At 67.3% G+C, this 19,573-nt stretch carries 18 protein-coding genes; 8 read left to right on the top strand and 10 right to left on the bottom strand.

Annotated elements, in window-relative coordinates; translation table 11 throughout:
• Positions 1 to 29 precede the first annotated feature (29 nt).
• From murQ to ACGFNJ_RS06080, 6 genes are all read right to left on the bottom strand, one after another.
• Positions 30 to 926 carry an N-acetylmuramic acid 6-phosphate etherase gene (gene murQ / locus ACGFNJ_RS06105; protein ID WP_393443975.1) on the bottom strand — a complete coding sequence of 299 codons (897 nt, stop codon included), beginning with the start codon at positions 924 to 926 and terminating at the stop codon, positions 30 to 32.
• A 50-nt stretch (positions 927 to 976) separates the two neighbouring features.
• A complete protein-coding gene (locus tag ACGFNJ_RS06100; RefSeq protein ID WP_393443973.1) occupies positions 977 to 1,852 on the bottom strand; it encodes a MurR/RpiR family transcriptional regulator in 876 nt (291 codons plus the stop codon).
• On the bottom strand, positions 1,839 to 3,011 hold the full coding sequence (locus ACGFNJ_RS06095) for an anhydro-N-acetylmuramic acid kinase (RefSeq protein WP_393443970.1): 1,173 nt from the start codon (positions 3,009 to 3,011) through the stop codon (positions 1,839 to 1,841). The genes ACGFNJ_RS06100 and ACGFNJ_RS06095 overlap by 14 nt, the downstream gene beginning before the upstream one ends.
• 10 nt (positions 3,012 to 3,021) lie before the next feature.
• Positions 3,022 to 4,554, bottom strand: a complete 1,533-nt coding sequence (locus ACGFNJ_RS06090; RefSeq protein WP_393443968.1) for a sodium:solute symporter — start codon at positions 4,552 to 4,554, stop codon at positions 3,022 to 3,024.
• A 75-nt stretch (positions 4,555 to 4,629) separates the two neighbouring features.
• Entirely contained in the window at positions 4,630 to 5,556 is a 927-nt protein-coding gene (locus tag ACGFNJ_RS06085) for a BadF/BadG/BcrA/BcrD ATPase family protein (RefSeq protein WP_393443966.1), read from the bottom strand.
• A 107-nt stretch (positions 5,557 to 5,663) separates the two neighbouring features.
• A complete protein-coding gene (locus ACGFNJ_RS06080; protein WP_393443964.1) occupies positions 5,664 to 6,218 on the bottom strand; it encodes a hypothetical protein in 555 nt (184 codons plus the stop codon).
• Positions 6,219 to 6,508: 290 nt separating this feature from the next.
• On the opposite strand from ACGFNJ_RS06080, the gene ACGFNJ_RS06075 reads away from it, so the two are divergent.
• The 4 genes from ACGFNJ_RS06075 to ACGFNJ_RS06060 all read left to right on the top strand — a co-directional run bounded on the left by ACGFNJ_RS06075 (position 6,509) and on the right by ACGFNJ_RS06060 (position 10,363).
• Positions 6,509 to 8,116 carry an ABC transporter substrate-binding protein gene (locus ACGFNJ_RS06075; protein ID WP_393443962.1) on the top strand — a complete coding sequence of 536 codons (1,608 nt, stop codon included), beginning with the start codon at positions 6,509 to 6,511 and terminating at the stop codon, positions 8,114 to 8,116.
• A 132-nt stretch (positions 8,117 to 8,248) separates the two neighbouring features.
• Positions 8,249 to 8,680 (top strand): ATP-binding protein, encoded by a 432-nt coding sequence (locus ACGFNJ_RS06070; RefSeq protein WP_393443960.1) that lies wholly within the window; start codon positions 8,249 to 8,251, stop codon positions 8,678 to 8,680.
• Positions 8,670 to 9,479 (top strand): RNA polymerase sigma factor SigF, encoded by an 810-nt coding sequence (locus ACGFNJ_RS06065; RefSeq protein ID WP_393443957.1) that lies wholly within the window; start codon positions 8,670 to 8,672, stop codon positions 9,477 to 9,479. Before ACGFNJ_RS06070 ends, ACGFNJ_RS06065 begins: the two co-directional genes overlap by 11 nt.
• Before the next feature lie 128 nt (positions 9,480 to 9,607).
• The gene (locus tag ACGFNJ_RS06060) at positions 9,608 to 10,363 is read left to right on the top strand and encodes an NYN domain-containing protein (protein WP_393443954.1); all 756 of its coding nucleotides are present in this window, start codon (positions 9,608 to 9,610) and stop codon (positions 10,361 to 10,363) included.
• Positions 10,364 to 10,391: 28 nt separating this feature from the next.
• Here ACGFNJ_RS06060 and ACGFNJ_RS06055 read toward each other — a convergent pair whose 3' ends face one another.
• Positions 10,392 to 13,076, bottom strand: coding sequence for a discoidin domain-containing protein (locus ACGFNJ_RS06055; RefSeq protein ID WP_393443952.1), 2,685 nt, complete (start codon positions 13,074 to 13,076; stop codon positions 10,392 to 10,394).
• A 187-nt stretch (positions 13,077 to 13,263) separates the two neighbouring features.
• Between ACGFNJ_RS06055 and ACGFNJ_RS06050 the strand changes: the two genes are divergently transcribed.
• Complete coding sequence (locus ACGFNJ_RS06050; protein ID WP_393443949.1) at positions 13,264 to 13,902, top strand: CatB-related O-acetyltransferase; 639 nt, start codon at positions 13,264 to 13,266, stop codon at positions 13,900 to 13,902.
• A gap of 21 nt (positions 13,903 to 13,923) precedes the next feature.
• Here ACGFNJ_RS06050 and ACGFNJ_RS06045 read toward each other — a convergent pair whose 3' ends face one another.
• On the bottom strand, positions 13,924 to 14,871 hold the full coding sequence (locus ACGFNJ_RS06045; protein ID WP_393443947.1) for an SMP-30/gluconolactonase/LRE family protein: 948 nt from the start codon (positions 14,869 to 14,871) through the stop codon (positions 13,924 to 13,926).
• A gap of 246 nt (positions 14,872 to 15,117) precedes the next feature.
• Here ACGFNJ_RS06045 and ACGFNJ_RS06040 point away from each other — a divergent pair, with 246 nt between their 5' ends.
• The 3 genes from ACGFNJ_RS06040 (at position 15,118) to ACGFNJ_RS06030 (ending at position 18,633) form a co-directional block, all read left to right on the top strand.
• A complete protein-coding gene (locus ACGFNJ_RS06040; RefSeq protein WP_084654438.1) occupies positions 15,118 to 15,585 on the top strand; it encodes a PaaI family thioesterase in 468 nt (155 codons plus the stop codon).
• A gap of 445 nt (positions 15,586 to 16,030) precedes the next feature.
• Positions 16,031 to 16,360, top strand: coding sequence for a transglycosylase family protein (locus ACGFNJ_RS06035; protein ID WP_393443944.1), 330 nt, complete (start codon positions 16,031 to 16,033; stop codon positions 16,358 to 16,360).
• 326 nt (positions 16,361 to 16,686) lie between these two features.
• Positions 16,687 to 18,633: an MFS transporter gene (locus tag ACGFNJ_RS06030; RefSeq protein WP_393443942.1), complete on the top strand. Its 1,947-nt coding sequence runs from the start codon at positions 16,687 to 16,689 to the stop codon at positions 18,631 to 18,633.
• Positions 18,634 to 18,638: 5 nt separating this feature from the next.
• Here the strand turns inward: ACGFNJ_RS06030 and ACGFNJ_RS06025 are convergent, their stop codons facing one another.
• Both ACGFNJ_RS06025 and ACGFNJ_RS06020 read right to left on the bottom strand, forming a co-directional pair.
• Positions 18,639 to 18,848, bottom strand: a complete 210-nt coding sequence (locus ACGFNJ_RS06025; protein WP_069161591.1) for a molybdopterin-binding protein — start codon at positions 18,846 to 18,848, stop codon at positions 18,639 to 18,641.
• Between the two features lie 52 nt (positions 18,849 to 18,900).
• Positions 18,901 to 19,479, bottom strand: coding sequence for a pyridoxamine 5'-phosphate oxidase family protein (locus tag ACGFNJ_RS06020; RefSeq protein WP_393443939.1), 579 nt, complete (start codon positions 19,477 to 19,479; stop codon positions 18,901 to 18,903).
• Between the last annotated feature and the right edge of the window lie 94 nt (positions 19,480 to 19,573).

Raw genomic sequence — 19,573 nt, 5'->3', positions numbered from 1 at the left:
GAGCTGCGACAACGAGGCAGGCCGCGCGGCTACTCGCGGACCGCGGCGCGGACGAATCCGTCGGCATCGTCGAGCAGCCTGCGCGCCTCGACCGCATCCACCCCGGCCAGCTGCATGACGATCGCGGTCTTCGCGTTCCCCTCGGCGGCCGCCAGCAGCGTTGCCGCGGTGGCGGGGTCGACACCGGTGGCGTCGGCGATGATGCGGCAGGCGCGGTCGACCAGTTTGGCGTTGGTCGGCTTCATGTCCACCATGCGGTTGCCGTACACCTTGCCCGACCGCACCATGGTCGCGGTCGAGAGCATGTTGCAGACCATCTTCTGCGCCGTGCCCGCCTTCAGGCGGGTCGAGCCGGTCACTACCTCTGGGCCCGTTTCGATTTCGATGCCGACATCGGCGTGCGTGCTCAGCTCGGCGTGCCGATTGCAGGAGACTCCGATGGTGGTGGCGCCGACGGAGCGTCCGTGTCGCAGTGCGCCGATGGCGTAGGGCGTCCGTCCGCTCGCGGCCAAGGCGACGACGACATCGGTGGCGTTGCAGCCGATGGCGTGCAGGTCTTTTGCCGCAAGCGCCGGGTCGTCCTCGGCCCCCTCGACTGCATGGGCGAACGCATCATCGCCGCCCGCGATCAGGCCGATCACCTCGCCGGGGTCGGTGCCGAAGGTCGGCGGGCATTCCACCGCGTCGAGCACCCCGAGCCGGCCGCTGGTGCCCGCGCCGACATAGATCAGCCGACCGCCGCGCTGCCTGGCGGCCACGATCAGCTCCACCGCGCGGGCGATCTCCGGAACCGCCTGCGCCACCGCCGAAGCCACGCCCGCATCCGCGGCGTTCATGGCGCGCAAGATCTCCTCGACCGGCATGGCGTCCAGCGCGGCGGTCCGTGGGTCGGCTTCCTCGGTGCCGAGTGCCCCGATCTCCGTCATGCTCGCCTCCTGTGTCCCTGCGTGCTACGTAGGCCGAACAAGCGATCCGCTCACAGCGCCCGGCGTACCGGGCGGGAGATCCTGCGATCCGCCACCGCGTCATAGGTGCGGCGCAGCGCGGCCGCCGCGGAGGGCCTGCGCTGCAGGACTCCGACATAGAGTGCGTCGACGATGAGCAGCTGGCTCATCCGGCTCGCCATCGCCGCGGAGCGGAAGCCGTCTTCGCGTCCGGCCACCAGCACCGTGTGCGTCGCGGCCCGCGCCAACCTGGACTGCGCGCCCGCCGTCACGGCGACCGTGGTCGCCCGCCTGCCTGCCGCGTGCTCGACGGCGTCGACGACACCGGCGGTCTCGCCGGAATGCGAGAAGGCGATGACCACGTCCCCGGCCTCGAGCAGGCTGCCGCGGACGATCGCGTCGTCCTCGGAAGTGCAGGCGCCGCACCACATTCCGATGCGCGTCAGCTTCTGCGCCATGTCCATCGCGACCAGTCCGGAGGCGCCGATCCCGATGAGCTCGACGCGGCGCGCGTGCGCGAGCGCCTCCACGACCGCGGCCATGGTCGACGGGTCGGCGAGGTCAGCGGTCGCCACCATGCCCTCGGTTTCGAACGCGGTGAGCTTGTACAACACCTTGGCCAGCGGGTCGTCGGCGTTGATATCGGTCGCGAACACGGGGGACCCGTCGTGTTTGCTGGTGGCGGCCAGCGCCAGCCGCAGTTGCGGATAACCTTCGTAGCCAAGCGCTTTGGCCAGCCGGACGACCGCGGACGTGCTGGTCGATGCGCGCTCGGCGAGCTCGTTCACGGTCAACTGGGCCGCGCCGGTCGGGTCGTCGCGGATTACGTGCGCCACGCGCAGCCCCGTCGGGGTGAGCCGCGGGATCGCGGCGAGCAGGCGCGTGCGAACGTCGTCAACCTCGGTCATGGTGCACCACCCTGAGTTGTCGTAGTGGTGCGCTCGGCACGGGCGGAAGCTCGAGCCGGGACGCACCAGGTGTGATCGAACCGAGCACCGTCGCCCGTGTCGCGCCGGTGCACGCGAGGTGACTGCCCGGAATCCCGTGCGCCGTCAGGAAGCCGAGCACGGCGAACGCCGCGGCCTCCTTGGCGGCCGAGGGCAAGCCGAGCTGGTCGGAGGTGCGCACCGGCACTGGACCGCAGTGATCGCGCAGCATCCCCAGCAGGGTGGGATTGCGGGTACCGCCGCCGGACGCGATGACTTCGGTGGGTTCGAAGGGCGCGAGCGCGTCGGCGATGGTTCGGGCGGTCAGGGCGGTCACAGTTGTGACGATATCGCCGGTCGGCGTGGGTGTGTTCTTGAACATGGGCTCGAGGTATTCCCAGTTGAACAGCTCTTTGCCGGTCGTTTTCGGCGGCACGGCTCGGTAGTACGGTTCGGCGAGCAGGGTTTTCAGCAGCGCTTCGTCGATCTTTCCGCGGGCCGCGCGCCTGCCGTCCCTGTCGAAATGCTCCGCGCCGTTGGTGACGAAGGCGACGGTCGCATCGATCAGGGCATTGCCTGGGCCGGTGTCGAAGGCGACCGGGGCGGGACCGGTGATGGTCGCGTTGGCGATGCCGCCGATGTTGAGGGCGACCGGGCGTCCGGGGCGACCGGCCAGCCACAGCAGGTCGAACAGCGCAACCAGGGGCGCGCCCTGCCCGCCCGCCGCGATGTCGCGTGCGCGGAAGTCGCTGACGACCGGCAACCCGGTCAGCTCCGCGATCCAGGCGGGCTGGCCGAGTTGCAGTGTGCCGTACGCCTTTCCGTCGGCCACCCAGTGGAACACGGTCTGGCCGTGCGAGGCGACGAGATCCGCTGTGCCGCTGAAGAACTCGCGCACCGCCGCCTGAGCCGCCGCGGCGAACTCCTGTCCGATCGCGGTGTCGAGCTTGCACACCGCGGCCATGTCGACCGTGCCCGGCGGCATGGCGGCGATGAGCTCGGCGCGCAGCCGGTCCGGGTACGGACGGCTCAGCAGCCCGAGGATGTCGACATGCAGTGTCGTGTCCCGCAGGGCAATGTCCGCTGCGACCGCATCGATCGCGTCGTGCGACGTCCCCGACATCAACCCGACGACGCGCATCAGTGTCTCGTCACTGGGCTACCGCCCCGACCGGCTCGGGCGGGGTCGGTTCCGGCGCCGGATGGAACCGGCTGGTGACTCCGCCGACCACGAGGGTGACGAGCACTCCGATCGGCACGAGCCACTGTGCGGCGATGCCCTTTTTGACCACATTGCCCGCGACGGTGACGTCGATCTTGACCACGCGCACCACGACCGTCATCACGAGCACCGTCACCACGAACGCGACGATCGCGTCGAACTGGTTCGCGCGCTTGACAAGTCGCCCGAGCAGGAACGCGCCGAGCAGCGCGCCGTAGGTGTATCCGGCGATGGTGAGCGCGGTCAGGTAGACATTCCCGGTGGTGGCACTGAATCCCATGGCGCACAACGCCATCAGCACCGCCCACACCAGTGTCATATAACGCGCAAGCTTCAGCAGTGCGGCGTCCGAGATGTCGCGGCGCGAGAAGCTCCGAATGATGTCCGCGACAGTCGAATTCGACATCGAGTTGAGCGCCGAGGACAGCGAGCCCATCGCGGCGCCGAGGATGCCTGCCACCAGCAGCCCGGAAATCACCACCGGCAACCCGTGCAGGATGAAGTTCGGGTACAGATTGTCGGTGGTGGACAGGCCGAGCTCCTTCGGGCTCTTGCCGCCGTTGTAGGACCACAGCAGCGCGCCGACCAGCGAGAAGGCGGCGAACTGGATGGCGACGAAGATGCCGGAGCCGATCATCGCCTTCTGGCTGTCCCGCAGCGACCTGGTCGCCAGGATGCGTTGCACGATCAGCTGATCGGAGCCGTGCGAGGCCATCGCGAAGATCGCGCCGCCGATGATCGCGGTCGGCAGCGCGAAGGTGTTGGTGAGAATATGTGCCAGGCCGAAGTCGGTGTCGAAGATCCGGAACTTGCCGTTCGCCAAGGCATCCGACCAGCCTGCGGCGCCGACGTGGCCGGTGAGGACGCAGATCGCGATGATCGCGCCGGACAGATACAGGCCCATCTGGATGGCATCGGTCCAGATCACCGCCTTGATGCCGCCGAGATAGGTGTACACGACGGTCACCAGCGTGAGCGCGATGATGATGACGTCGTAGCCGAGACTGATGCCGAACTCGCTGAGCAGCAACTTGATCGGGATGGCGGAGGCGAACAGCCGCACGCCCTCGGCGAGCAGCCGGGTGAAAACAAATGTCACCGACGCAACGCCCTGCAGGTAGCGGCCGAACCGCAGGTCGAGGTACTGATAGGCGCTGACGAACCCGCCGCGCTTGTAGAGCGGGATCAGCGCGGTGGCAACCAGGGTGCGGCCGATGATGTAGCCGATGGCCAGCTCCACATTGCCGAAGGCCTGGTCGGAGTACGCGCCGCCGGGGATCGAGATGACGGTGAGCACGCTGGTCTCGGTCGCCACCACCGAGAAACACACGGTCCACCACGGCATTCGGCCTTCGCCGACGAAGTAGTCGCTGCTCGATTTCTGTTTGCCGGACAGCCGTAAGCCGATCCAGGCGATGACGATCAGGTAGACGACGATGACGGCGACATTGAGTGCGTTCATCGCAGCTCCTCGGTGACGCGACTGACTTCAGATGCAAGTTAGTGTCAGACACGTCACAGGTGCTGTCAATGATTGTCAGAGAATTCGTACCACCATTGCCTCCAGCACCGTGCCGGTGTCGACGGCGAGCAGTGCCGCGCCGTCGATCGGCTCGCCGAGCGGAGCGCGGGGATCGGTGCGCTGCGCGATCGCTCGGCGGAGCGGATCCAGCAGTGGTGCACCGAGATTGGTGAGCCCGCCGGTGATCGCGAATGGTGCGGGCTCCGGGATGCCTGATCGATCGATGGTGGCAAGGACCGTGCGCGCGAGTGCGTGCCCGGCCGCGGTCATGATGGCGGCCGCCGTGTCGTCGGTGGTGGCGGCCGCCGCGACGAGCGGTGCGAACTGGGCCGCTAGAAGTGCCGGATTCTCGTGCTGGCCAAGATGTTTCGGCAGATCGTCGAGCACGATACCGTAGTGCGCACTCGCCTCGGCGGCCAAGGCGGTGGGTGCTGCGCGGCCGTCGTGGCAGCGCAAAGCGGCGCGCAGCCCTTCGACACCGATCCATGCGCCGCCGCCTTCGTCCCCGAGGAGCGGGCCCCAGCCGTCGGTCCTGGTGAAGTGCCCCGCCGCGTCGACCGCGGTGGCCACCGCTCCTGTTCCGGCGGCGAGGACGACGCCCGGTGCTCCGCCGAGCGCGCCCGCGTGCGCGGTCACCGCATCGGAGGTGACGGCAATGCCGTGTGCGCCGGGGAGATCGGTGAGTCGCCTGGCGAGTTGCGCGGCGGCATCCGGCGCGGCCGCGGCGCCTGCCGCGCCGATGGACAGTGTGAATGTCGTAGTCGGCGTGGTTATCTGAGCGACGACGTCGCGAATCGCGCGTTCCGCCGCTGCGACACCGCCCGCGTTGGCCAAGCCGGGCGCGCCGGGTGCCGCGGCGGACCGCGTCTGCTGTCCGTCGAGCCGTAGGGAACCGCGGCAGCCGGTTTTGCCGAGGTCGATCGCGAGTACCTGATCGGTCATGCCGATCATCTTGGTAGCTGCCGCGATTCCCGGTCAGGCGAGCCCGAGTGTGGTGGGCGGCCTGTGCACCGAGGAGTCCGTCGACGCCTCTGGTGTGTGTCGGCGAATTACGGTGTGGCGTAACCGATCAGGGCGCCGATGCCCGCGCCGATCGGGACGGTGACCAGCGCGCCGACCCCGCCGAGGAAGAAGCCGATCACCGCGCCGATGCCTGCGCCGATGAGCGCGCCGATGCCCGCGTTGTACTGCTTGCGCGCGATCGTGTCTTCCTGCTCGCCGACGAGTTGTGCCAGGTGCGAGCTGGTTTCCGGGGCGCCGATCGGGGTCAGCCGTAGCGTACGTCCCGCGTCGCCGACCAGGGGTTGTAGCCCGAAGGTCCTGCCCTCGGCGGTGAAGGTCGTCGGTAGTGTCAGCACGACGTTACCTGCGGCGTCGCTCAGGGTGACGGCCGCGCCGTCCATCCGTAGTGCGAACAGGCCCGCGTCGACGGTGGTGATCACCCCGGTACCGTCGGTTGCCGTGGTGTATCCGATGCCATGATCGACGCCATAGGCGCTGACCAGCGACGATGGCTGTTGTGCTGGTTGGGCGTTGACGATGCCCGCGGTGATTCCGGTGGCGCCTACGGCCAGAAGGGCAGTGGCAAATCCTTTGACTTTCATCGTGTTTCCCCACATGTTCTGTCGGCCACGACAGCCGATATTCCGCGTGAAGCCGGATCAGGCCACTTCCATTCTCACCCCGTGACCTGCGCAAAGTGATCGATTCCGCGAACTCCGCGCAACCGGCATTGCGGTCGACCCGCGGCGCGACCGGCCGGAGAAGTCGATCTCATGACAGCGCTCGCCGGAATCGTTACTGTCCGAGGACATTCAACGATGGATCGTGTCGACATGTGCTGGTGACCTCACGCGTGTCGCGGGTTCCTCCTTCTCGACCTCGGGAGAACGCAGTGAGATTCACAAGAGCTGGTGCGTTGACGGCAGCGGTGCTACTAGCGGCGACGCTCGGGCTTTCGGCCTGTTCGTCGGACGACGCGGCGACCGCGGACGTGGTCACGACGAACATCACCGAACCGCAGAACCCGTTGTGGCCAGCCAATATCAACGACAACAACGGCAGCAGGATCCTCGACCGGTTGTTCGCGGGGCTGAAGTACTACGACGCCGACGGTGTCGCCCATGACGACATGGCCGAGAAGATCGAGACGACCGACCGCAAGAACTACCGGATCACTATCAAGCCGAACTGGACGTTCACCGACGGCACCCCGGTGACCGCGAAATCGTATGTCGACGCGTGGAACTACGCGGCGCTGAGCACCAACGCGCAGCTGCAGAGCTATGTGTTCGCCGCGATCGTCGGGTATGACGCGGTGTCAACGGAGAAGCCGACCGCGCAGACGATGTCGGGTCTGAAGGTGGTCGACGACCGTACCTTCACCGTCGAGCTGAAGGCGCCGTCCATCGATTTCGAGCTCGGCCTCGCCTACACGCCGTTCTATCCGCTGCCGGAGGTGGCGTTCAAGGACATCAAGGCGTTCGGGGAGAACCCGATCGGCAACGGCCCGTACAAGTTCGCCCGCACCGGCGCCTGGGAGCACAACGTCAAGGTCGACCTGGTGCCGAACCCGGACTACAAGGGCGGACGGCCCGCAAAGAACAAGGGCCTGCGGTTCGTGATGTACCAGTCCTTCGACACCGCCTACCAGGACCTGTTGGCCGGCAATCTGGACGCGCTCGACACCATTGCGGACAGCGCGCTGAAGTCGTACGAGAAGGATCTCGGCGATCGGGCGATGACCAAGCCGACCGCGCAGAACCAGCACGTCAGCAGCCAGACCAACATCCCGCACTTCGGCGGGGACGAAGGCGTGCTTCGCCGCAAGGCGTTGTCGATGGCGATCAACCGAGAACAGATCTGCCAGAACATCTTCCACGGCACTCGCGTTCCGTCCAAGGACTTCACCGCGATCACGTTGCCCGGCTTCAAAGCCGATCTGCCCGGTGCCGAGGTGCTGAAGTACAACCCGGAGCAGGCGAAGAAGCTGTGGGCCCAGGCCGACGCGATCTCGCCGTGGTCGGGCACCTACGAGATCGCCTACAACTCCGACGGCGGCCACCAGGCCTGGATCGAGGCGGTGGCCAACAGCATCAAGAACGTCTTGGGCATCGAGGCCATCGGTTCGGCCTACCCGACGTTCAAGGACATCAGGACCGCGATCACCAACAAGACGATCGGCAAGGCGTTCCGCTACGGCTGGCAGGGTGACTACCCGACGATGCTGCAATTCCTGACGGCGGAGTACTACAGCTTCGCGGGCACCAACAACACCGGCTACAACAAGCCGGAGTTCGACAAGCTGCTCGACGACGCGCTGGCCGCGCCGTCGCTGGAGGAGTCCTACAAGATCGTCGCGCAGGCCCAGGCGATGCTCTTCCGGGACATGCCGGACATCCCCGTGCTGGACTTCGTGGCAGCGGCAGGCCGGTCGGAGAAGGTGAAGAACGTCGAACTCACCTGGAACGGACAGTTCGACTACGAGAACATCGAGAAGTAGCCCGATTGCCCACCGCGCCGCCGACATTCGCCGGCGCGGTGGGTACAAGTGCGCCTGCCGCCGCAGCGTGCGCTGCGGTCCGGGTAGGCTGACCCGTCGATCGGGCACGCAGCAGCTGAGGGCGGTGGCGGAATGAGCGAACAGGTATCCGAATCCATGACGGAGACAACAACGGTCGCTGTCGAGGTGCCTGCGGCGCCGGAACAGCTGACAATGCTGCGCGCACTCGCCGAGACGGTGCTGCTGATCGCGGACTTCGGGCTCGACGAGGTGACCGACATCCGGCTCGCCCTCGACGAGATCGCGACCGTGCTGATGGGCGAAGCCGTGCCTGGCTCGACCATCTCCTGCGCGTTCACCTACCGCGACGGCGTGCTGAACGCGCAGATCCGCGCGGTGAGCGACACCGAGGACGAGGTCGGCGCCAGCGGGTTCGGCTGGCACATCGTGCAGACCCTGACCGATTCGGTGACCGCGACCAAGGCGCCGTTCGACGCCGGGGTCGCCGGCTACCCGACCGTCGTCGAGTTCGTCTGGGCCCGGGGTGGCCTCGATGAACAATGACCAGTCGAAGGCGGGCACCGAGGCGCGCCGACGCGGCGGTGACAGCTACGACAACATCGAGCCGATGTTCCACGAGCTGGCCGCGCTCGACGCCGACGACCCGCGGCGCGCGGTGGTGCGCGACGAACTGATCAGCCGGTGTCTGCCGCTGGCCGAACACATCGCCCGCAAGTTCACCGGGCGCGGCGAGAACTTCGACGATCTGCTGCAGATCGCCAGGGTCGGCATGGTCGCCGCCGTCGACCGGTTCGATGTCTCGCACGGCTCGCCGTTCCTCGCGTTCGCGGTCCCGACCATCATGGGCGAGGTGCGCAGGCACTTCAGGGACTACACCTGGTCGGTGCGAGTTCCTCGGCGGCTCAAGGAGATTCAGCAGACCATCGCCCCGGCGATCGAGACACTTGCCCAGCGGCTCGGCCGGATGCCCAAGGCGCGCGAGATCGCCGAGGAACTCGGCGCCGATCTGGTCGAGGTCACCCAGGCGTTGATCGCGCGCAACGCCTACCAGACCTCCTCGATCGAAGCGGGCCTCGACAGCGACGACGACAGCGCGCCGCGCTCACCGCTGGACACCCTCGGCGCCGAGGCGCCGGAGTATCAGACGGTCGAGGACTACCTCGCGGTGCGACCGCTCATCGAGGCGCTGCCGGAACGCGAACGACAGGTGCTGGTCATGCGGTTCTTCGAGGCCAAGACCCAGGATCAGATCGCCGCGCAGCTCGGCGTCTCGCAGATGCAGGTGTCGCGCATCTTGGCCAAGACCCTCAATACGTTGCGGGAACAGGCGATGCGCGACTGACCGGTGCGGGGCGCGGTCGTCCTCGGCGAATCGGGCTACGGTGGCTTGGATAGTCGACCGACTACGGTGGCTTGGATAGTCGACCGACTGCGGTGGCTTGGACAGCCGACCGACGAACGGGGTAAGTCTTGAGCAGCGACAACGCGACGCGGCTAGCGGTGCTGATCGACGCCGACAACGCCCAGCCCGGCATCGCCGACGGGTTGCTCGCGGAGGTGGCCAAGTACGGGACGGCGCATGTGAAGCGGGCCTACGGTGACTGGACGAGCACGAACCTGAAGGGCTGGAAGGATCAGCTGCTCGCGCAGTCGATTCAGCCGATCCAGCAGTTCGGCTACACCACCGGCAAGAACGCCACCGACTCGGCGATGATCATCGATGCGATGGATCTGCTGTACACCGGCAACCTGGACGGCTTCGTGATCGTGTCCAGCGACAGCGATTTCACGCGATTGGCCAGCCGACTGCGCGAATCCGGGCGCACCGTCTACGGATTCGGCCAGCACAAGACCCCGAAGCCGTTCGTCGCCGCCTGCGACAAGTTCATCTATACCGAAAACCTCACCGGCACAACGGAAGAATCGCCGACCACGACGCGGCGCACGACGGCCAACCAGCTGAAGGGCGACGCCAAGCTGACGAACCTGTTGCGCAACGCCGTCGACGCCGCGTCCGACGATTCCGGCTGGGCCACCCTGTCCAGCGTTGGGTCCATCATCAACAAGCAGCGCCCCGACTTCGATCCGCGCACCTACGGCTTCAGCAAGCTCGGTGAACTGTTCAGCGCCACCACCCTTTTCGATCTGGACACGCGCAGTCCTGGTGAGGGGAAGCAAGCCATCACGTATGTGCGCGACATCCGTACCCGTCCGGCGGCGAAGTGAACCGTGGCTCAGCCGTAGTGCGCGGCGCCTACTTCGGTGCGATGATCTCGAGCTCACGCAGATCGGGACGGGTCGCCGGATCGGCCGCGGTGACGTCGAGGCGGAGGTAGCGGGCGGTCGTCGAGGTCGTGGGCGCACCGGTTGCCGGGTCGAGGGTGAGCGTCGTCCAGGTGTGGTTGTCCGGTGAGCTCGCGATCGTGCTCGGCACAGGGCTCGACCAGTGCGGAAGTATCCGGCCGAGAACGGTTTCGGCGCCGAGGTCGACGGTGAGCGAGCCGTGCGCCGCGTCGGGCGCCCAGCCGGTGGCGGTGCTGCCGTCGACCGCCGCCTCGGCGTAACGGCCCGGTTCCGCCGAGCTCGCGGTGACCGGCTTGCAGCGGGCGAGGTTGTCGGTGGCCGCCAGGTCGGGGCGTCGGGTCTGGATGGTGAGCGGCCTGTCTCGGCTGAGTTCCTTGGTGCCCGCAGGCGTGCGCACGTGCATCGCCGCACCGTCTTTCAGGATGATCCGTGTCTCCTTCGGGCCGATGTCGGCGTCGAAAATGCGTCCCTGCCACTGCATGCCACGCAGGCGCAGCCCCGAGCCGAGCTCCGGCGGCAGCATCGGATCGACGCGGACCTCGTCGGCGCGCAGCCGCAGCCCGAGCAGTCCGTTGGTGAAGGTCTGCAGGAATCCGCCTGCCGCGGTCGTGAAGGTGAAGGCCGGTGCACCGGCCAACGGATCCCGGACACCCGCCTTGTCGCCGCGTGCCTCCGCGAACTGACCGAACGGCGCGCGCTCGAAGGGACGAACGGCCCGGTCGAGATAGGTGTTGGTCGCACAGCCTGGCAGGCCGAGTGCCGCGGCGGCGATGGCATGCACCGAGTCGGTCATCGCGGGACCGTCCGGATCGGTGCGCTCGGCGTAGTAGGCCAGGGTGTTGGCCGAAACCTCCTGCGACATAGGCCATTCCAAGGGGTAGAGCAGCAGCACCGTATCCGCCTGCTTGATCGGTGTTCCCGGATACCCGTCGTACTGGGCGAACACCTGCCTGGCGGAGTCGAACGGTATCCGCAGGTGGTCGGCGATCGTGGTCCACGCGGGCGGGACCGGTTCGCCGAGGATCTGGGCGGCGTTCGCGGCGTTGCGCAGTGCGAGCGCGGCGACCGCGTTGGTGTACGCCCCGTCCTTGACGCCGTTGCTGTATTCGTCCGGACCCGCGACGTTGTCGATCGAGTAACTGCCATCGGCGTTCGGAGTCACCCGGGAGGTCCAGAATTCGGCGAGGTCTCGCATGATCGGCCAACTGCGGGTGCGCAGATAGTCGGTGTCGCCGGTGCCGAGGTAGTACTGCCAGGCCGCAAGGGAGATATCGCCCTGCAGATGGATCTGGATCAGGCAGTGCGGTGGATCCCAGCTGTGGCATTCCTCGAGGGCGCCACGGCTTTCGCTGGTCCACGGGTAGAAGGCGCCGCGCAAGCCGAGCTGTTGCGCGTTCGCCTGCGCGGCGGGCAGCGTCTTGTATCGGTACTCCACCACGGATTTCGCGAGCTGCGGCGACAGCTGGAGCAGCACGGGGAACATGAAGATCTCCGCGTCCCAGAAGATCGCGCCCGCGTAGTTGTCGCTGCTGAGCCCTACCGGTGACATGCTGTTGTCCTGGCGGGAATTCGTGGCCGAGTACAGCGAATAGAGCGCCCCGCGCGCCCACGACTGCAGCTTCGGCGAGCCGGGGATCTCGATATCGCCCTGCCACAACGACCGCCACGCCTGTGCCGAGTCCGCGAGCAGGTCGGGCCAGCCCTTGCCGGCTGCGCGTTCGGCGGCCTTCACCGCGGCGGTCGCTGGGTCCGGTGCGGTCAGCGTCGTGTCGACGCCGACGAATTTGGTTACCTCGTAGGACTTTCCGGCCTGCACCGCGAGCTCGGCCCGCTGGCTGACGGTGTGCTCGGGTGTGGCGGTGGGCTGTGCCTGCCTGCTCAACACCGAGGCGACCGCGCCATCGACACCGGTGCCGTCGGTGCGAAAACCGACGCGGATGCTGTTGTCCACTGCCGCGCTGTCGGTGCGCGTCATCCGGCGGGCACCGGCGCCGTCGAGCAGATCGGTCACCGTCAGCGCGCCGGACCACCGGGGGACGACGGTGAGATGGACTGCGCCGACATGCTGTTCGGCCCGATCCGCGATGACGTCGTACACCAGATCGGTGACCTTGCCGTCGCGGCTGGTCCAGGTGAGCGCGGTGCGCACCAGTCCGCAGCGCAGAAACCGCGTCTGACGGAAGTCGGTGATCCGATCAGCGGGAGTGCCGACGCCATAGGTGTCGTCGCCGACGCCGACGGTGAGCGTCGACCAGTTCGGGATCGCGGCCGCCACCTCACGATCGTCGGCGACGCCGGGGGTATGTCCGTACAGACCCGCGACGAACGCGCCGTCATAGCGAGGGGTGTACAGCGGCCAGCCGGTCGGCTCGCCGGTCTCGGCGTAGCCCATCCCGCGCGGCGGCACCCGCAGCCCGAGATAGCCGTTGCCGACGAAGGGATGCGCGTCGAACGCGGCGTCCACGTCGGTATGCGACGACACCCAGCCGGGCGCGGACAAGTCGTCGTCACCGGGGCAGACCGGCGCCGCCGCGTCGCGGCCGGCCTGCCGGACCGCGAACAGCACGCCGAAGGCCACCACCGCCAGCGCGACGACGAAGGCGATGCCCACCAGGACCTTGGTGCGAGAAGCCAAACCGTACCTCCATGTGCCGCATGGACGATCGTGTCGTGCTCGGATATCGGACCCGAGTCGAGGCAAGCACGACCCGGGGATGGCCGACCAGCAGTCATCCTATGATCGAGCGCGGAGCCCGAGGCGTCGCCTGCCCCCACGCGTGGCGACCGGGGTCATGTTGCCGACGACGAGGAGCCGATTCCTGATGCCAGCCATGCCCGCCGACCCGACCGCGCTGCACCCGATGCCTGAGCAGACCAGGGTGGTGTTGCTGCGACCCTTGATCACCTCGCCGCTGATCGAGGTCGGCGAGTTCTCCTATTACGACGACCCCGCCGAGCCGACCGCGTTCGAGACCACGAACGTGCTGTACCACTACGGGCCGGAGAAGCTGATCATCGGGAAGTTCTGCGCGCTCGGCGAGGGCGTGCGGTTCATCATGAACGGCGCCAACCATCGCATGGACGGTCCGTCGACCTTCCCCTTCCCGATCATGGGCGGTTCCTGGTCCGACCACTTCGATCTGCTCACCGGCCTGCCTGGCCGCGGAGACACCGTGATCGGCAACGACGTGTGGTTCGGTTACCGCACCACGGTGATGCCCGGTGTGCGGATCGGCCACGGTGCGATCGTCGCGTCGGGTTCCGTTGTCGTCGACGATGTTCCCGATTACGGCATCGTCGGTGGCAATCCGGCGAAGCTGATCCGCCGTCGCTACCCCGACGAGGACATCAGCAAACTGCTCGAGCTGGCCTGGTGGGACTGGCCGATCGAGCATCTCACCGCGCACCTGCGCACGCTCATGTCCGGCAGCGTCGACGAGTTGGCGGCCGTTGCGCCGTAACCGAATTCGTCGTCGCGGCGGTTACGGGGTCGCGGTGCGGGCGTTCGGGTCGAAACCGCCGGGGATTTCGTAGATCACGCCGGTGAAGGTGGCGCCGAAGAGGCGGCCTGCGGAGAAGCCCGCCGTGCCTCGGCCGTAGCTCAGCACGCTGGTCAGCGGGTTGCCCGCGCCGAGAACGCAGTACTGGTTCGGCGCGTCGATGCGGATGACCTGGCCTGCCGTGTTGAACGGAACCACCGGCCGGTCCAGGGAATCCAGCGTCAGCCCGTCCGGTGCGTCGAGTGCGTCGCCGCCGCCGAGATCGAGCAGCGACTGGGGCGCACCGGGATTGGCGGTGGGGATCCGGCTCACCCCCGGGTTGACGAATGTCCGTCCGACATAGAGGTATTCGTCGTTCCTGTCGAGCACCGCGCCGTTCGCGCTCGGGAACGACGTCCAATCGGCCTGGACAACGCGATTCGGGTAGACGCGGCCGATCAGGTTGCCGAAGTCGTTGGTGGCGTAGACGGTTCCGTCCTGCGCGACGTCCAAGCCGTTGGCGGCGCTGAGCCCCGCGGCGAACGGCGTCATCGCACCGGTGTCCGGATCGAGCTCGACGATCCCGGCGTGCCGCTGGCTGTCGCCGGAGAAGACCCTGGCGTCCGCGCCGAAGCCGACGAGCAGGGTGCCTGCCGGTGTCCAGGCGAGCGCGCCGGCGCCACCGCTCGGCACGGTCGCGATGGGCACCGGGATCGCCCCGGGTGCGTCGATCCGATACACCCGCCCGCTCTGCAGCTCCGTCGTATAGGCCCGGCCCCGGGCGTCGACGGTCAACCCTTCCAGTGCTCCTGGCAACGTCGCGGCCACGATCGTCGGCTGGCCTGCGCCCGCGCACACCGGCGCGGCCTGCGCCGTCGGCGCGGTCACCGCCGACAAAGCGGCGAACGTCAGCGCCGCCACGGTGAGCGCCGTCTTCTCCATAGTGTTCATTGCCCACCTCGGCTGTGTCCGATGAGGCGAGTCGCGGCGGTCGCGCGCGAATCGCGGGGAAACCCCGTGCAGTATGCGCCCGTCCACGCCGGATGCCTGCCATCTCGATGGTGGTGGCGTGGCTCCAGAGGATCAGCGCCACACCGTGATTGCGCACGGCGCCGCAGGGGTTACGCTTCGGAGCGGTCCACCGGGGTGGCGGACCCGAGGTGCTGGTCGCCTCCGGCGTGAAGGGACTGGTGCGCTATGAACGACGAGAACGAGATGCCGCCGTTCGCGGAGATCATCAACGGGGCACTGGAATTCACCATCCCGGTCGCGCACAAAATGGGGGTGTCCGCGGTCGAGGTGCGGCCCGGCTTCGCGGCGACCACGGTGCCGATCGAGGGCAACGGCAACCACTTCGGAGTGATGTATGCCGGGGTGCTGTTCACCGTCGCGGAGATTCTCGGCGGGGCGATCTCGATCGCCTCCTTCGACAACTCGGCGTACTACCCGCTGGTGAAGGACCTGCACGTGTTCTTCCGCAAGCCCGCCAAGACCGATGTGCGCGCCGAAGCGAGCCTGCCCGCGGCGGAGATCGCCAGGATCGCCGACGAGGCCGCCGCCAACGGAAAGTCCGACTTCACCCTGCGGGCCGTGGTCACCGACGCCGATGGTGTGGTTGTCGCGGAGACTGAGGGGCTCTACCAGCTGCGTGCCCACGGCAAGTAGGGCCGTTTTCGGGCCGCAACGGCCCGCTGCGGGCCGGATTCTCCGGTGCGGAGTGCGCACCATGAAACTGTCATTTCGGGCACCCGGGCGTGTCCGGTACGTGTCATGTATTCACGTGCGATCGACGGCACAATTTCGTAGTGATCTCGGCCACATAACGAAGCAATAACTTAGTGTTTAAGTACCGCTTTCTCGCTGCGTAGTGCAGCTAAACGGCCTTCTCTCGAGTAATGGTTGAGGCAATTCGTCCTTGATTGGCGCGTGATTGGTGGCGATTTCTCAGCTACCGTCCTCATTCAGCTCGGATCCATGCCGGGCCAGAACTCGAATCGTTGAATGCCGGTCACCCTGTCCCGCGGTTCGAGGCTCCCAGACCTTCCTGGGGACAGGAACGCGACGCCGCGTGCGTCACGTTGGTGGGCGCAGGCAGAAAACCGGACATCCCATGATGCGTACTCGTATGTTCAGCACCCGTGTTCTCGGCTTCACCGCTGCGCTTGGCGCCCTCGTCGCGATCCCGTTCAGCCTGGCCACCGCCACCGCGTCCGCGCACAACTGGGACGCCGTCGCGCAGTGCGAGAGCGGTGGCAACTGGGGGATCGAGACCGGCAACGGCTTCTCCGGCGGGCTGCAGTTCACCCAGAGCACCTGGGAGGCCAACGGCGGCGTCGGCAGCCCGAGCAACGCGAGCCGGGCCGAGCAGATCCGCGTCGCGGAGAGCGTGCTCGCCACCCAGGGCCCCGGCGCATGGCCGGTGTGCGGCGCCTACCTCTGACCTGCGCGAGTGCCCGGCGGCTGCCGCTGCCACGCCGCAGTCGCCGGGCAATTTCAGGGCGATTTGATTCGTCCTAATAAATGGGACTTGCTCTTGTCTTGTCGACTTCGATGTGCTTTCGCTTTCTTATTGCCGCATCAATGTCTTTCGAGCGAGCATTCAGATATTTCGTCCCATCATTCATAACTAGAACACGTTTCGGTCTCGTGTCGTGAAATGCCTGCGGGCGGTGGTGTCGCTCACTAGCCTGTTGCCACCCCGGCTACTCGTACTCGCCTCGCCATTAGAGCCAGACGAGATGCCGTGGCTAGAAAGGCATCTCGATCATGAGCTCGACGACCACGGCGGCACCGCCGACCATTCTCACCGGGTTGTGGCAGCGCAAGCTTCCGCACTATCCCGATACTCCCGCCCGCTCCTGGTACCTGGCCGTCGTGGTCATCACCTCGATCGCGCTCTATTACCAGCTGTTCGTCACCGGCGCGGTGGGCAACGAACTGATCGCCTACTTCGGGCTGTCGTTCGCCTACTTCGTCTGGATCTTCATCATCGGCGCCGCGTTCGGCGCCGCCGCCTCGGTGCTCGCCGGGGTGCTCGACCGGTGGGGCCGGGCCAATATCGTCGCCTACGGCGTGGTGATCGTCTCGCTGCTCACCCTGGTCGCGGTGCCCGCGACCACGACGAAAGAGCAGTATCTCGTCGTCTACTGTCTGGTGAGCATCGTCGAGGGCGCGGTGCTGGTGGCGACGCCCGCGCTGATCAGGGACTTCTCCCCGCAGCTCGGCCGCGCGTCCGCAATGGGCTTCTGGACCCTCGGCCCGGTCATCGGCGCACTGGTCACCACCGCGATCTCCACCAGGACGCTCGACGCGCACCCCGACTGGCAGTACCACTACCGGCTGTGCGGGGTGATCTGCCTGGTGATCTCGGTGATCGCGGTGGTCGGACTGCGCGAGCTGAGCCCGCAGCTCCGCGACCAGATCATGGTGTCGCTGCGCGACCGGGCACTGATCGAGGCGCGCGCCCGCGGCCTCGACGTGCAGCAGCTGGAACAGGGGCAGTGGCGACAGATGCTGCGGCTCAACATCGTCGGATCGGCGTTGGCGATCAGCCTGTTCCTGGCCTTCTTCTACACGATCGTGTCGTTCCTCCCGGTCTATATGGCGACGAACTTCGGCTTCAGTCCGGCCAAGGCCAACGCGCTCGGCAACTGGTACTGGACGGCCAACGCGATCGCGCTCGTCCTGGCCGGCATCGCCTCGGACTATCTGAAGGTGCGCAAACCGTTCATGGTCGTCGGCGCGGTGATCAGCATCGTCGGGATGTACCTGTTCATCGGCTACACCGACGAGCCCACGACCGGGTACTACACCTTCGCGTGGGTGTTCGCCGTCATCGCCGTCGGCACCGGCATCGCCTACTCCACCTGGATGGCCAGCTTCACCGAGACCGTCGAGGAGCGGAATCCGGCGGCGACCGCGGTGGGTCTCGCGGTGTGGGGCGGCACCCTGCGCAGCGTTGTCACCGTGGTGTTGTTCGGGTTGCTCGTCGTGGTGAACGCGGCGGGTCCGCTCGTCAACCATGGTCAGCGGCTGCAGGAAATCCAGGCGGCCTACGGGCCGCAGCTCGCGACGATCCAGCAGGTCGGACCGGAAACCCTTGCGGCACTTGGCAAGAACCCGAACGACCAGGCCGCCCAGTTGACGGCGCTCACCAAGCTGACCGGTGCGACGCCCGCCGAGATCCAGGCAACCGTCGGGCTCAGCACCCGCTACCCCGAGGAACTCGCCACGCTGCAGGCCATCGAGCCGGCCACCCAGGCGGCGCTCGCGGCGGATCCGCGCGATGCGATGGCCGGGCTCGCGGCCGTCGGTCAGGTCGCGAAGAAGTTCGGGACGCCGCCGGACCAGGCAATCGCGCGGCTCACCGCGGTGCAGCAGATACCGCCCGCCGAGCTCGCCGTCGCCGCCACCGTCGGCCCGAAGCTGGAGAAGGCCGGAGCCCAACTACAAGCGGTAGGCACCATTCCCGCGGCGGACCAGGAATACCTGGCCGCGCACGGGAAAGAGGTGCAGCAAGCCAAGGCCGATTCCCCGAAGCAGTGGGAACGGTGGTGGTGGATCTGCCTGCTCGCCCAGGTCGCCTTCCTGCCGTTCATCTTCCTGATGGCTGGGCACTGGAGCCCGAAGAAGGCCGCCGCCGAGGCCGAAGCGCACGATCGGCAGGTGCAGCAGGAACTCGCGGCGTTGACCCCACAGCCCGCCGAGCGGTAAGCGGGCTATTCGACGCCGAGGGCGACCTCGGTCGACTTGATCAGCACCTTTACCGGGACGCCGTCGGCGAGTTCGAGATCGTCGGCGGCGGCGCGGGTGATCGACGAGGTGACCTCGTCGCCGCCGGCCAGGCGGACCCGGACGACGGCCATGGCCTCGCCGCGGGTCACCGAAACGACAGTGCCGTCCAGTTGGTTGCGGGTGCTCAGTCGCATGTCGGCGAGCATACGCAAGCCTGATGCCTGCGCAGGGATTTGCGGGCGGTGTCTAACGGGGGATAGCCGACGGCAGCGGATGATCCGGTTCGAGGGCAGGCAAGCCGTCCAGGCTGCTCGCGTTGTCGCCGACGATGCGTTTGGCGAAATCGTCGTCGGTGCGTCTGGCATGCAAGGAGTCGAGAACCGGGCGCTCGTCGACGAGCTCCAGGTAGGGGACCGAGTAGCCGCAGGAATCGGCGATCCGGTCGATGTCGACGATGATGGCCGCGCGGATGCCGGGATGCTGCAGGCCGAAATGCGGTCGGAGGTCGTCGAATTCGGCGGAGTCCGGCCGAGCCACCCGGCCGGTGCCGAAGAGACGCAAGATCTTCGAGGTGCGGGTGAACGAGCAGAACATGATCGTGATGCGCCCGTTCTCGCGCAGGTGGGCGATGGTTTCCGCGCCGCTGCCGTACAGATCGAGGTAGGCGACGGTGTGGTCGTCCAGAATGGCGAAGGTGTCGCGATAGCCCTTGGGGGACAGGTTGACCCGGCCGCCGTCGGAGGGTGCGGTGGCTACGAAGAACATCGATTGCTCGCCGATGAACTTGCGCAGTGCGTCGTCGAGGTGCGAGAAGACCTTCGCCATCGGGGCCCCTTCCCTGGTCGTCCATGCGGGGACGTCAGTTCGAGGGTAACGCCGCTGCCGGACCGCACTGTGCGGCTGAGGCCCAGATCACTTG

The sequence above is a fragment of the Nocardia sp. NPDC049149 genome, assembly GCF_043197455.1.
Lineage (GTDB): Bacteria > Actinomycetota > Actinomycetes > Mycobacteriales > Mycobacteriaceae > Nocardia.
The sequence above is the reverse complement of the archived record's forward strand: the minus strand, read 5'-3'. Positions and strand labels throughout refer to the sequence as shown.

Excerpts from the sequence above, each read along its gene's own strand:
- ACGFNJ_RS06045 (WP_393443947.1), bottom strand. The coding sequence starts at position 14,871 with ATGAACACTATGGAGAAGACGGCGCTCACCGTGGCGGCGCTGACGTTC.
- ACGFNJ_RS06085 (WP_393443966.1), bottom strand. The coding sequence starts at position 5,556 with ATGACCGATCAGGTACTCGCGATCGACCTCGGCAAAACCGGCTGCCGC.
- ACGFNJ_RS06050 (WP_393443949.1), top strand. The coding sequence starts at position 13,264 with ATGCCAGCCATGCCCGCCGACCCGACCGCGCTGCACCCGATGCCTGAG.
- ACGFNJ_RS06040 (WP_084654438.1), top strand. The coding sequence starts at position 15,118 with ATGAACGACGAGAACGAGATGCCGCCGTTCGCGGAGATCATCAACGGG.
- ACGFNJ_RS06030 (WP_393443942.1), top strand. The coding sequence starts at position 16,687 with ATGAGCTCGACGACCACGGCGGCACCGCCGACCATTCTCACCGGGTTG.
- ACGFNJ_RS06065 (WP_393443957.1), top strand. The coding sequence starts at position 8,670 with ATGAACAATGACCAGTCGAAGGCGGGCACCGAGGCGCGCCGACGCGGC.
- ACGFNJ_RS06070 (WP_393443960.1), top strand. The coding sequence starts at position 8,249 with ATGAGCGAACAGGTATCCGAATCCATGACGGAGACAACAACGGTCGCT.
- ACGFNJ_RS06035 (WP_393443944.1), top strand. The coding sequence starts at position 16,031 with ATGATGCGTACTCGTATGTTCAGCACCCGTGTTCTCGGCTTCACCGCT.
- ACGFNJ_RS06090 (WP_393443968.1), bottom strand. The coding sequence starts at position 4,554 with ATGAACGCACTCAATGTCGCCGTCATCGTCGTCTACCTGATCGTCATC.
- ACGFNJ_RS06080 (WP_393443964.1), bottom strand. The coding sequence starts at position 6,218 with ATGAAAGTCAAAGGATTTGCCACTGCCCTTCTGGCCGTAGGCGCCACC.
- ACGFNJ_RS06020 (WP_393443939.1), bottom strand. The coding sequence starts at position 19,479 with ATGGCGAAGGTCTTCTCGCACCTCGACGACGCACTGCGCAAGTTCATC.
- ACGFNJ_RS06025 (WP_069161591.1), bottom strand. The coding sequence starts at position 18,848 with ATGCGACTGAGCACCCGCAACCAACTGGACGGCACTGTCGTTTCGGTG.
- ACGFNJ_RS06095 (WP_393443970.1), bottom strand. The coding sequence starts at position 3,011 with ATGCGCGTCGTCGGGTTGATGTCGGGGACGTCGCACGACGCGATCGAT.
- murQ (WP_393443975.1), bottom strand. The coding sequence starts at position 926 with ATGACGGAGATCGGGGCACTCGGCACCGAGGAAGCCGACCCACGGACC.
- ACGFNJ_RS06100 (WP_393443973.1), bottom strand. The coding sequence starts at position 1,852 with ATGACCGAGGTTGACGACGTTCGCACGCGCCTGCTCGCCGCGATCCCG.